Genomic DNA, 12,326 nt, shown 5'->3' with positions numbered 1-12,326 from the left:
GAGCGCCGAAGGCGCGAGGAGGCAATACCTATTCCAAAACAACCCGCCTTGTCATGCTCCCCTGCCCGTGCGCGAGGCGCAGGATGTACACGCCGCGAGGGAGAGCGCTGATGTCGAGGGTGATCGTACCGTTGTGTGGGACGTGCCGTGAAAGCCGCTGCCGTCCGAGTAAATCATGCAGCGTGACTTCCATCGGTCCCTGGCAACCGGAAATATGCAGATTCTGCATATTTCTCGCGGGATCGGGGTAGACCGCGAGCTGCGGGGTAGACGGGATGGCTGTCGGGACCTCCAACACGCTCACGATGAAGTCTTCGCTGCGCAGGTTGCGTCCGCAGCTGTCCACGATCACGACGGCATAACGACCGGTTCGGGAGACCTGAAGCACAGAATCCGTTTCACCAGCGAGTGAACCATCCTCCCAGTACCACTGGTAGCTGACTGCGCCGGATTGAGTACGCAGTTGGTCTCCCGCGCGAGAAATCACCGGGAAACGGGCCTCGGGCTCATACAGAAATATCGTGGGAGCAGTATCCTCACAGCCCTCGGGTGTAACGTAGGTCACTGCGTAGTGCCCACCGTCACGCACAAGTATTGAGGACGTCGTTTCTCCGGTCGTCCAGAAATAGTACTGCTGTCCGGGCGGCGCGATGAGCTTTATGGTTTCTCCCGGACAGAGTAGCGTATCACCCTGAACCTGTATTCCGTCGTTCGGAGAACTGCGCCGGAAGATGTACACCGGTTGCGAGCGATAAACGCATCCGCCGTGGGCAGTGACATCCACATAGTAGGAACCGGAATCGCTGACGAGAATACTGCGTGTGGTGTCGCCGGTAGACCAGCGCCAGGCGATATAGCCCGCACCGCCGTCAAGAGGCAATGAGCCGTTCGTACAGATGACTGTGCCCTGTGGCGTTCCAATCCGCGGCGGCGGGAGCATCTCCGCGGGACGCGCAAACACGGTATCGATAACCGAGCAACCATTCGTGTCCGTCGCTGTCAGAATGTACTGTCCCGGAGAAGTGATATTGATGAATGGGGTTCTTTCTCCGCTGGACCATTCCCAGGAAACGAAATTCCCCGAGGCCGCGACTTGGGCCGACGCGCTGTCACATACATAGACCAGATTCGAGGGAAACAGTTCGAGCGTTTCCCCGGGATAAAGCAGCACTCGTATATTTTTCTTCACGCTCCGGCAGCCGGCACTGTCCCACGCGGTGACTTCGTAGGGACGATAGTATTCCCCCAGGACGAGGATCGATTGCGTACTGTCGCCGGTGGACCATCCATAGCGTGGATAATCTTCGAGCACACGCAGTTCCAGCAGGTCCCCTGCACATATCATTGTATCGTTCTGCACATTCAGATGCAGCGGCGGGGTGTTGACCGTCGCCATAACGGTATCCGTCAAGTGCCTGCATCCCTCGGCATCGACGACCTCGGCCCAGTACATTCCTGTAGCACCGACATTGAATTGAGCACGCGCCCAGGAATTGCCGTTCCAGTAAATCTGCGCCCCTTCGGTATCCCCACCCACGCGGAGCGTAACGGTTTCGGGATTGCAGACCTCAAGGGGTCCATCATGTTCGATCCACACATTGCGTTCCGGCCGAATGACCACGGTTACGCTTGACGACCGGAGTGGATCGCCGAAGACATCCTTGACCTGCACCCAGTACTCCCCGCTCTGATGCACCTCGATCGTCCTTCCCCTGTCTCCGTTCGACCACAGGTACTCGGAAAAACCCGTATTTGCCGAGAGCGTGACCGCGGAGGAGTGACAACCGTACACGGTATCCGGGCCATCAATACGGGGGAGAAGCCTGGGCACGATCATATATCCGCCCTCTTCCACTATTGTGCCGACGCAGCGTGCGTGATCATGCACTTCCGTACGCAGCGGGAAGTGGCTGCTATCGGCTATGCCCGCAGTGCTGAAATGCATATCGAGGAGTCTTCCCGTATCCCGCACCGCAACTTCTTCTTCGAGGGAGAAAAGCAGTCCGTCACCCGTTTTGGACAGTCGTATCTGAGCGTTCTCGATCGGACTGCCCTGGGGTATCGTCACATCATACAGTGGCCGCCGGGGTTCGGAAGCAGTCAGTTGAAGGGTGAACGGATAAAGGATGGAGTCTTTCGGAACTGCGGTGAGTTCAAGCGGGAGTGTGACCGTTGGTACAGGTTCGGAAACGATTTCAGGTATGCGCAAATGCTGGCGCCAGTAGGAGATACTGTCCAACGGAGCACGGTATTTCTTGCTTTTTTCGTCGTTGCCTCCGCAGAAATCCCGCAATTGAAAATCGACCGAACGCATTGTGCCATCAGCGCAGTCCCTCTCGTACGTGATGACACATTCCTGGAAACCCTGGAAGATGATAACGCTGATTTCCTTCAGGATGGCTATCATCTGCGCTTCCCTCGGATTCTCGTAATAGCGTCCCCCGGTGAGCAGTGCGAGGACCTCGAGATCCAGGTTCTTGATTGTGCGTCCGGTACCAATAGTAAAGATGCGAATCCGATTCCTGTTCGCAGTGGCGATCAATTCGTTCATGGTGTGATTAGATGCATTGTCCAATCCGTCAGAAAACAGAATGACCGCCCTGCACGAATTCACCCCGTTATTGATAAGCTCCATCATCCCTGCCCAGCACCCATTGAACACCGCCGATGATCCACTCGCGAACAATCCATCGATAGCATCGTAGAGAAACGGTTTCAGCGCAGTCATACCCTGCACGATCTCCGTCGTTTCTCCGGCTGAGACCAGTGCTGCTTCATCAAGCAACCCATCATGCGCGTCGATCAGCCAGTGCATTGCCTCTTTCATGCGCATCATGGGCTCCCCTCGCATACTCCCGCTGACGTCCGCCACCATGACGATGGACGAAGCGCAGCGGATGGCTGGATCGGGACACCAGAGCGTGAAGTCCTTGACCTCCTCACCATTTTCCCGGATGCGGAAATCCTGTTTCGACATGTTGTAGGCCGGTTCTCCCTGACACCCCACGCTAAAGTACATCTCAATCGTCGGCCAATTCACCGTAATGCGCTTGAAATTCAGATTCAACTGCGCCTGCGCGCTCCCCACGAACAGCATCAGCACTACAATATAAAGAGAGAGCTTCCTCAACGTCCGGCACCCAGTTTTTCATGGCGAGTCACATTAACAGTAACCCGTGATAAAGGTGAAAGTTACCGAATTTGCCAGTGTTTCCCCGTTTCCGCTCCCGGCAGGATGCAATGAACGCAGAGCGTTCATTGGCATCGCCACCACGCTTGAGCGTGATGGCGATGAAACGTTCTGCGTAAGCAGAACTCCCGCGCGGCGCGAAGCGGCGCTCACGCGACTCCGCGCCCGCCTTCGTTCCGCTTCTTGTCCCCCGTTTTAATCCAATGATGATCAGTGACCCGCCGAACTACGGCGGGGCAAGCAGGCGGAGACTAAAGCGAAAAATCCCGACCCGCGAATGCGGGACGGGATTTTTCTCAAGTGCCTGGAACAGGAGTCGAACCTGCACGCCCTTTCGGACACTACATCCTGAATGTAGCGCGTCTGCCTATTCCGCCATCCAGGCAAGAATCTAAATATACGACGATTGCCAGGAAAACACAATATATGCGCACCGGAAATTTTGTTTCGTGCCGGAAATTCAAGGGGAAACGGGAACAGAACGTACACGTTGCGGCGTAGAAAGTGAGTTGACAATACTACAGAGCGGAGGTATATTGCTTTACCTGAAACTGCGAACAATTCATTTACGATAAGAGCAGGATTACACGATGGCAGTCGAAAAAACCCCAAAGGCGGACGTCAAAGGAAAAGCGCGGAGGTACATGGAGATCTCGCTTATCATCGCGCTCCTCCTGGTGACCGCCGCATTCGCTTTTTTCCCGGATATCCAGCGTGAGAACGTGGCGATCCAGGCCAGCGACGAGATCGTGAAAGTTGAAGACATCGAGAACACGAGGCAGGAAAACCGCCCGCCTCCCCCACCGCGTCCTCCCATCCCCATCGAGGCTCCCAGCGCTGATGCCATTGATGATATCGACATCAGTTCGGAAATCGATCTCGAAGCGACGATGGAAGCTCCCGCAGCCCCTCCCGCACAGAAGCAGGTAGAGGAAGAGGAAGTGTACTTTGAGGTCGTGGAAGATCCCCCGACGATTATTGGCGGACTCGATGCCGTACGCAAGCATCTCGTATACCCCGATCTCGCGATTCGTGCAGGCGTGGAAGGTACCGTCGTCGTTCTTGCCTACGTGAACAAGGATGGCAAGGTCACCGGTACCGAGGTCATGCGCGGCATCGGCGGTGGTTGTGACGAAGCTGCTATGGAAGCAGTCAAGAAAGTCACCTTCAATCCCGGCCTCCAGCGTGGCAAGCCGGTGAACGTCAAGGTCTCCGTGCCCGTACGCTTCCGTCTCAACTAGACATCCCGTTCCCTCCCGGCACTCACCGGGAAGAGCATAGATAGTATCGCGAATTTCGGCCGGCCGATGACGGTCCGGCCGTTGTTCGCACACTCCTCCCTTCCGGGACACGGTATTCGGGATGCAACGATTTCCCCGAATCAGGAAGGAGGATGAGAGCATGGCAGTTCACAAAAAATCCCGGGCGAATATCAAAGGGAAAACACGGCGGTATTTCGAAGTATCGCTGGTTGTTGCGTTGATGCTCGTCATCTCCGCATTTGCATTCTTCCCGCTGGATGAGATGGAGCACCGCCTGATTACGAGAGCCGAAAACACGATTTCGATAACGGATATCCCCGTCACACAGCAGCAGACACTTCCTCCGCCACCTCCTCGTCCCCCGCTTCCGTTCGCTTCGCCGAATGCGACGGATATGTTGCCGGACTTCGACTCGGAGCTGGATACGCAAACCCCCGTTGGGCCACCTCCGGAGCTGATAGCGGATGACGATGACGCAGCGGAAACTGACGAGATCTTCGTCGCCGTGGAAGATCCTCCGACGATTGTCGGTGGCATCGAGGCACTGATGAATGAACTCGAGTACCCGCCGCTCGCCCGCCGTGCCGGAGTACAGGGAAAAGTTGTTTTGCGCGTGCTTCTCGACAAAACGGGAAATGTCGAGAAAGCGGAAGTCCTTCAGAGCCTGGGCGGAGGCTGCGATGAAGCAGCCATTGAGGCCGTGCGACGTGTGAAGTTCACTCCCGGACTGCAGCGCGACAAGCCCGTACGCGTATGGATAACCGTTCCCATCAATTTTCGACTGCAATAAGCAACTCCATCAATACCATAATGCGTGAGTATCTATGAAGAACCGTCTTGTTTCCGTTTTTGCCATGCTGGCCATCGTGTTCGCCGGCTGTTCCTCGGACGCAATCACCGATTCACTCGCCATTCAGTACGGCGACATCACCGTGACCACCGAAAAAGTCGGTAGTGAGAAGCAGGTGACCGCCAAAATCACCGTGCGTCTTATCAATCGTACGGAGAAGCAGATGAATGTCGGCTTTCTCGAGGGAGAACTGATCAGTGCGGCAACGAACGAAGCGCTGCTGCGTTTCCGTCCCATCATCCCCGATTCCTACGGCTCGATATCCACCGTCCGCTTGCTCCCGAAGGAGACGCGCGAGATTCCGGTTGTCATGCCTCTCGGACTCAAAGCTTTCGATACCAAGCAGCACCCGCAGGTGATTGTGGGACTCGCATTCCAGACAACAGATGGATACCGCACCGATGTCAAGAGCATGCCTGTCACGGTTACAACCAAGTAATCTCATTCTCGCCGCGGCGCTCATCGTTCTGATGGGCGCCTGCAGCGGGAGTCCGACCATTTTCGACCATCTGACCGTCGCACCGGCCGCTACGGAGGTGTGGAACAATTTCATGCCGGGAAACAAGCCTTCCGGGAATGCCATTCTCCGTCTCAGCGTCACAAATGCAAGCGAAGCGGATGTCATGCTCACTGATCCGGAGATGCTCATTCTCGATGCCTCCAGCGGTCAGCCTCTGCGGCGTTTTCCTGCTGTCGTACTCATTGAAGAACAGCGCGTACGCAAAGTCAACATCCCCGCGAAGAGCACGGTTGAAATCACCTTCCGTTCACCGGGCTACGGCCTCGAGCCGATCGATACCGAGATATCCCCGAAAGCGCGGCTCGCGATACGGATGAACTCCTCACTGGATCTCCCCCTGCTCTATCGCAGTCCCATCGTCGAAATTTTCAAGACGCAATAGGGGGAAGCATGCGCATGCTTCTTGCCATCTTCACAGCCCTGCTGTGCGCAGTGCCAATCACTGCACACACCCAGTCGCATACGCCTGCTGCGCTTGTTGAGGAATACCGTTTCGGTGATTTCACCGATGCCGAGGCGCTGTCGGTGGACCAGTTCAACAACGTGTATATCGTCGACGGCAGCACGGCACTGGTGCAGAAATTCGACATGCGTGGCTCACGCCTGGCCGAAGTCGGTGGTCCGGGCTGGGACGACACCCAGTTCGATCGTCCCACCGGTATTGACGCCCGGCTCGGAATTGCAGTCTACGTTGCCGACTACGGGAACAACCGGGTTTCCCGCTTCGACCGTGGTCTGCGTTTCATGGCTTCCCTCAGCGGCGAAGACGATGCCTCGGATCCCGGTTTCGGATATCCTCTCGATGTGGCAAATTCCTCTCTTGAACAGCTGTTCGTACTCGACGGAGAAAACAACCGCGTACTGGCGCTGAACAATCTGCGATCGGTCTCGCGGGTGTTCGGAGGCATCGAGGCCGGGGAGGGACGGCTGACCGAACCGGTCGCGCTGGCAGCGGATGAGAACAAGCATCTCTATGTGCTGGAATCCCATCGCGTGGTGGTATTTGATTTATTCGGAAACTTTCTGTTTCATTTCGGTAGCGACCAATTCACCGATGCACAGGGTATCACCGTCACGAAGAACGGCATACTCGTCGTGACTCCTGACACGCTGCATTTCTATAGTGCTCGTGGAGAATTGCGTCGTTCAATCGCAAAGGAGCAGATGGTACTTGCCGGCGCGTGCGGAGAATTTCGCGATGCCGCATATACCCTTCCTTTTCTCTTGATCTTGACACAACAGACCTGTATACTTTTCCCCAACAACTAACATTTTTGGGGAACAAATTCTGGAGGAACTACCATGTCTTACGGCGTAAACAAAGTGATGCTCATCGGCAATCTCGGCGGAGATCCCGAACTGCGTTACACCGAAAGCAACATCCCTGTCGTCAGCTTCAGCCTGGCCACTAACGAATCTTACAAGGACCAGAACGGCACGCTTGTCGAGCGTACCGAATGGCATCGTTGCGTCGCCTGGCGTAAGCTCGCCGAGCTTTTCGGCGAATACCTGAAGAAAGGTTCGAAGGTGTATGTCGAAGGGAAACTGCAGACGCGCAGTTGGGACGACAAGGACGGGAACAAACGTTACATGACGGAAGTCGTCGTCAACGACTTCATGTTCCTTGACAGCCGTGGTTCCGGTGGTGGTGGCAACGGAGGTTCCGGTGGCCCCGGACCCGAATCGTCTCCCCCGCCTGCAGCCGATCAGAAAGATGAGGATCTGCCGTTCTAGTCGAAATCACTGGCAAGGCATCGATCATCCATAACGCAGACGAGGTCCTGTTCCACATTAAGGAACAGGGCCTCGTCTTTGTATCATCCCTGCCAGGAGATTTCCTGTTAACTCTGACGCACTGCCGACAGTACGCTGTATGCGGGAGGGTGAAGAACGGCTCCTCTATAGGTATTCCACAAGGGGCTCTTGCCTGTGCCTCAACGCAGCAATATTCCGCGTATGAGTTCGTGCGCACATGCAGCCCCGCCCACCATTCGTTGCTTGCAACCTCACTCGTTGCCGTTCTTCGACCCCCTCCGCCTACAATTCCGTTTGCCATACCCTGGTCCGAGTGCCTCTTCATCAAGGTCCTCAACGTTCTCGGACCCACATCTGCGGCAGCACTGCCCCATCATCTCTTCCGCAAATTCCTCCGGGGAGAGGCTGTCGAGCTGTTCTTCTCCGCAATCCGAACAACGCTGCAGCGTATGCACATAATCGATCTCGCCGCCTTCAATCAGCAATTCCTTGCCTTCGACAATGCTCTGGGCCAGTTTCGTCCGCGCTGCCTCGATCAAACGCGAAAACGTCGGTCGCGAGATACCCATCTTATCAGCTGCAGGCTGCTGGTCCATGCCCTCGTAATCCGCCAGCCGTATCGCTTCGTATTCATCGACAGTCAACGTCACCGCTTCCAGATATCTGCGCGGTACGCCCACCGGTTTGAAGTGGTGGAATCTCGGGGGTCCATGTATACGTCTCGGTCTTCGGGGTCTTGGCATACCCAACTTTCTGAACATATGTTCGTTACCTGCCCGCACAATCTAACGAACATATGTTCATAATGCAAGCCTTCGCGGTACATTTCACACGATTCTCACGAATATGCAGATTCTGCATATTCCTGCTGAAGCAACGCGAAAAAAGTTCGTTTCCACCCGTGTTCTATTGGAAAATTCTGAGTCCCTGCCTATCTTTGTAATCTGTTCGGACGCATAGCTCAGTTGGTCCAGAGCGCTCGCCTCACACGCGAGAGGTCGTAGGTTCAAATCCCACTGCGTCCACGAAAAAAGCCCTCGCCTCGCGAGGGTTTTTCATTTCTGCTGAATTCATAGATCTGCGAGGAAGGAGCCTGCTCAGAGATGCGACGGGGAACGATGCGCTGTGCTACTGGCTCATGCCGAGGTACATACCGCCGAAATACGGAACAAGCCAGATGATCCAGACCACGAGGCTGTAGCGGTGGAAGCGCGTACGGATGCGCTCGCTTCCCCGTCGAACGACGATGGTAGCCCAGATTGCATGTGCAAGCATCAGCCAGAGCGCCAGCTGTCCGGTGAACGTATGGGGTTCAGTGATATCGAAAGGACCCGTTGCCATCTGATGCATGGCCAGCGTTCCCGAGACATCGAATATGAATCCCGTCCAGAATGAAAATGCATGCCAGGACTTAAGGTATCGGGCCAGACGCTCGGCCCATACGCCCAGCGAATAGAACACGAGTGCGAGTGTGATGAGAATGGCGGCAACAGACATGGAGAACCTGGATGAAGGTACTTCTGGGAAAAGTACTCAATCTTCCAGTATAATTGGCAACCCTTTCGCAGAAGCTCTTCCTGTCATCATTGCACAGGTTACAGATATGCTGAATATGCGGCGCGCATGGGAACACGAACAGGTCCACGATTGCTGTCTGGAAAACCATGGGGACGGAAAACAGATTTCCCTTTCCCGGAGAAACATGACAGCGGCTCCCAATGGGGAGCCGCTGAAGAGAGGGGACTTGACGTGACCTTTAACGAGCCAGGACCAGCATCTTCGAGACAACCTGTCCGCCGATATTCAGACGGTAAATGTATGTACCGGCGGGGAGTGCATTTCCCGCATCTGCAAGACCATCCCAGCTGGCGGTGTGTACACCTGCGGCGCGGAATCCGCTGACCACAGTGGCGACACGCTGTCCGAGTGCGTCATACACTTCCAGCGTCACATTACCCTCATTTGGAAGAGTATAGCGGAAGCTGGTGCCGGTAAGGACGGGGTTAGGCGCGTTCTGCTCGAGGACAAGCGCGTAGCTGCTGATGCCTGCATCAGATTTGCGCGGGCCCTTCCCATTCTTGATGATGCGCAGTACATCGCTGCCAATGAAAGCGCGTCCGTCGTTCAGCTGGCCGGTGACCACGACAGGGACACAGTCATTGTTTGAAACCGCGCCGAGCGTGGACGTTACATAAGGACGCTCGAATTTGAAGGTCCAGTCATTGATCATATCCATGCCGACGCTGCTGCAGTCGCCGCAATCCATGGGCATCGCCATATATGGCATGGCAACGTCACCTGCGGCAGGACTACCTGTCGGAGCCACACCATTGAGACGCACGGTCGTGGCGTCAATATTGGAAACGTCGAACCAGGAGGTACCGAGCACGGAGACCGGAAGTTTCCCCTGGGCGCGAACATTGAACGGATTCGGGCAGCCACCGGCCATGACATCAACGTAGACGCTCAAAGGGAGCTCAACAACGGTACCGTTCGGTAACGCCGCATACAGGCCAAAGGCCGGTCCGTTCTGATTCGCGGCAGGTGACAGGAATCCAGACGCAAACACGACCGCTGCAGCACCGCCAAGACCATTCAGATCCGCGACAAACGAGGCCACAATGACGTTGTTATTTCCACCCGGTGTAATGTCAAGGATATACTTGCCTGCAGGGACGGTGAAATAACCGGTCATGTCGCCATACGCAGCATCATCGACGAGCGTACCAACCCCACGTGCAATGACATCTACTCCGGGAGCATCTGTAGCACCGTGCAGCACGTTGATATCGACACCCGCGGCGCTCGTGCCGGACTCCTGTCCCATTGCCGTCGTGAACAACGTGAACGCCGTGCTGCGGGAATCAGGGTTGGCAGCGAAATTCGATGTGTTGAGGACGCCGTTGGCAGCCACCACATACGTTTTCGTGTCGCTCAAAGTGACGGGGAAGGTCGCAATGATGTCTCCGGGACCGGTGCTGTTCCCCGGTGCCACGCCGATGGTAAGCTGAACTTCTGCCGGTACGGTGACGAAAGGTGTGGCGGTGCGGAATGCAAAATCATTCTGGAAAAGTCCACCGTTGACATAAATGTCCACGCTCGATGCGGAAGGATCCGCGGCATTATGAATCACCTGCAGGCGGGCAGTCGGGGCCGGGATCGCAGGCAGCGCAACAACTGTACCATTCGGCAGCGCTGCGAAGAGTCCGAATGCAGGACCGTTCTGATTGCCCGCCGGGGCAAGAAAGCCGGAAGCGAACACCACCGCGGCTCCGCCGCCGAGACCGGTCAGATCAGCTTCGAAGGATGCTACAATGGTATTGTTGTCATTGCCCGGGGTGATGTCAAGCTTATAGCTGGTGGCAGGGACCGTGAGATAGCCGGTCATGTCGCCATACGCGGCGTCGTTCACAAGAATACCGGATCCGCGATTGATCACATCGACCGTCGGAGCATCCGTCGCTCCGTGCAGCACGTTGATATCGACACCCGCGGGGCTCGTGCCGGACTCCTGTCCCATTGCCGTCGTGAACAACGTGAACGCCGTGCTGCGGGAATCAGGGTTGGCAGCGAAATTCGATGTGTTGAGGACGCCGTTAGCTACTGCTACGTACGTCTTTCCTGCATCCAGGGTGACATTGAACGTCGTGAGAATGTCTCCTGGACCGGTGCTGTTCCCCGGTGCCACGCCGATGCCCAGTGGTACGCCAGCCGGTACGTCAGCAAAGGCTGTCGCGGTGCGAAACGCAAAATCGTCCTCGAACAAGACGTTGTTCACATATATGTCAACAGTTGCTGCTGCAGGGTCAGCAGCATTGTGAATGACCTGCAGACGCGCCTGTTGCGCTGTCATTGCCGTTGAGGCGAGCAGGAACGCGGCGATAATGAAAGAGAATGTGTATCTCATAGTGGCCTCCTATTCAGTGGGACGTAATAACAATCTACTCTGTCGAGTATCTGTATAAGATTATTGATCTAATTGCTAGACAGATACTCAACATCATCCCAGTGACGAGAAGTTCCCGGTTTTTAAACTATTGTCGACAAATACTCCATGCGAGCGCTGAACATCAAAAAAGGCGTCCCGCTGAGCGGGACGCCTGAATGATGCGTATGAAGGGATATCGCGCCGTTATTCACATTCAATCGAAACGTGCTTCTCTACGACGCTGAACTCAAAGGTGCAGATATCAATCTGCAGTGTAAGTACCTGATGCACGATGGAGGACGTACCGTCTTTCGCGATCACCCTCCATGTCGAAACAATGTCAAGGTTGAGTAGACAGCCACCGCAGACGGTGACGTCGGTTCCCTTCTGCAGGCCAACATCGATAATGCGGTACTCGTCACCCGTATCAAGGCCGATGCCACGGACGTTCTGCGTGTTGTAATGATACTTGAACGTCACACAGCCGTTCTCGTCTTCTACAATGTTGGCGACGAAGTTCAGGTTACCGGTGGTTTCGATCAGTTCACCGTTACAAAGATTGAAGGTAAGACCGTAGGGCATTTTCTCACTCTTTCCCTGACCCTGCGCACTTGCAGAAAATCCGAGCAGCAATGCGAACATGACAATGCCAGCAGCGAGAGAAATATTTTTGTATGCGGGAAACATAGAGGCTCCTCTATATATGGTTATGCCGGTTCTCCCGCGGCTGCAACAAAGCGATCAGCCTGTAGCTGCCACTTGGGTAGACCGAGCATGACCACACTTTAGGCCGTTGCCCGGACAATTCTTTTCGGATAATT

Annotated in this window: 12 protein-coding genes and 2 tRNA genes; 8 read left to right on the top strand and 6 right to left on the bottom strand. The window is 55.5% G+C overall.

Annotation, left to right across the window (positions count from 1 at the left end):
• Positions 1–28: 28 nt before the first annotated feature.
• The gene (locus KQI65_03115) at positions 29–2,977 is read right to left on the bottom strand and encodes a T9SS type A sorting domain-containing protein (GenBank protein ID MCB2203712.1); all 2,949 of its coding nucleotides are present in this window, start codon (positions 2,975–2,977) and stop codon (positions 29–31) included.
• A gap of 199 nt (positions 2,978–3,176) precedes the next feature.
• On the opposite strand from KQI65_03115, the gene KQI65_03110 reads away from it, so the two are divergent.
• Positions 3,177–3,389, top strand: coding sequence for a hypothetical protein (locus KQI65_03110; protein ID MCB2203711.1), 213 nt, complete (start codon positions 3,177–3,179; stop codon positions 3,387–3,389).
• Positions 3,390–3,491: 102 nt separating this feature from the next.
• On the opposite strand, the gene KQI65_03105 is transcribed toward KQI65_03110, so the two are convergent.
• A tRNA-Leu gene (locus KQI65_03105) sits at positions 3,492–3,575 on the bottom strand.
• A 205-nt stretch (positions 3,576–3,780) separates the two neighbouring features.
• Between KQI65_03105 and KQI65_03100 the strand changes: the two genes are divergently transcribed.
• The 6 genes from KQI65_03100 to KQI65_03075 all read left to right on the top strand — a co-directional run bounded on the left by KQI65_03100 (position 3,781) and on the right by KQI65_03075 (position 7,556).
• Positions 3,781–4,431 (top strand): energy transducer TonB, encoded by a 651-nt coding sequence (locus KQI65_03100; GenBank protein ID MCB2203710.1) that lies wholly within the window; start codon positions 3,781–3,783, stop codon positions 4,429–4,431.
• 160 nt (positions 4,432–4,591) lie between these two features.
• The gene (locus KQI65_03095) at positions 4,592–5,242 is read left to right on the top strand and encodes an energy transducer TonB (protein MCB2203709.1); all 651 of its coding nucleotides are present in this window, start codon (positions 4,592–4,594) and stop codon (positions 5,240–5,242) included.
• Between the two features lie 34 nt (positions 5,243–5,276).
• The gene (locus KQI65_03090; GenBank protein ID MCB2203708.1) at positions 5,277–5,741 is read left to right on the top strand and encodes a hypothetical protein; all 465 of its coding nucleotides are present in this window, start codon (positions 5,277–5,279) and stop codon (positions 5,739–5,741) included.
• A complete protein-coding gene (locus KQI65_03085; GenBank protein MCB2203707.1) occupies positions 5,704–6,204 on the top strand; it encodes a hypothetical protein in 501 nt (166 codons plus the stop codon). Before KQI65_03090 ends, KQI65_03085 begins: the two co-directional genes overlap by 38 nt.
• 8 nt (positions 6,205–6,212) lie before the next feature.
• Positions 6,213–7,091: an NHL repeat-containing protein gene (locus tag KQI65_03080; GenBank protein MCB2203706.1), complete on the top strand. Its 879-nt coding sequence runs from the start codon at positions 6,213–6,215 to the stop codon at positions 7,089–7,091.
• Between the two features lie 33 nt (positions 7,092–7,124).
• Positions 7,125–7,556 carry a single-stranded DNA-binding protein gene (locus tag KQI65_03075; protein MCB2203705.1) on the top strand — a complete coding sequence of 144 codons (432 nt, stop codon included), beginning with the start codon at positions 7,125–7,127 and terminating at the stop codon, positions 7,554–7,556.
• A gap of 272 nt (positions 7,557–7,828) precedes the next feature.
• Here the strand turns inward: KQI65_03075 and KQI65_03070 are convergent, their stop codons facing one another.
• The gene (locus tag KQI65_03070; protein MCB2203704.1) at positions 7,829–8,338 is read right to left on the bottom strand and encodes a DUF134 domain-containing protein; all 510 of its coding nucleotides are present in this window, start codon (positions 8,336–8,338) and stop codon (positions 7,829–7,831) included.
• Between the two features lie 189 nt (positions 8,339–8,527).
• Here KQI65_03070 and KQI65_03065 point away from each other — a divergent pair.
• A tRNA-Val gene (locus KQI65_03065) sits at positions 8,528–8,602 on the top strand.
• A 103-nt stretch (positions 8,603–8,705) separates the two neighbouring features.
• On the opposite strand, the gene KQI65_03060 is transcribed toward KQI65_03065, so the two are convergent.
• From KQI65_03060 to KQI65_03050, 3 genes are all read right to left on the bottom strand, one after another.
• Entirely contained in the window at positions 8,706–9,074 is a 369-nt protein-coding gene (locus tag KQI65_03060) for a TIGR03987 family protein (protein MCB2203703.1), read from the bottom strand.
• 259 nt (positions 9,075–9,333) lie between these two features.
• Positions 9,334–11,484, bottom strand: a complete 2,151-nt coding sequence (locus KQI65_03055; protein ID MCB2203702.1) for a DUF4397 domain-containing protein — start codon at positions 11,482–11,484, stop codon at positions 9,334–9,336.
• Between the two features lie 225 nt (positions 11,485–11,709).
• On the bottom strand, positions 11,710–12,192 hold the full coding sequence (locus tag KQI65_03050; protein MCB2203701.1) for a hypothetical protein: 483 nt from the start codon (positions 12,190–12,192) through the stop codon (positions 11,710–11,712).
• Positions 12,193–12,326 lie beyond the last annotated feature (134 nt).

This window comes from bacterium (genome assembly GCA_020444325.1).
Classification (GTDB): domain Bacteria; phylum Bacteroidota; class Ignavibacteria; order SZUA-365; family SZUA-365; genus BM516.
The sequence above is the reverse complement of the archived record's forward strand: the minus strand, read 5'-3'. Positions and strand labels throughout refer to the sequence as shown.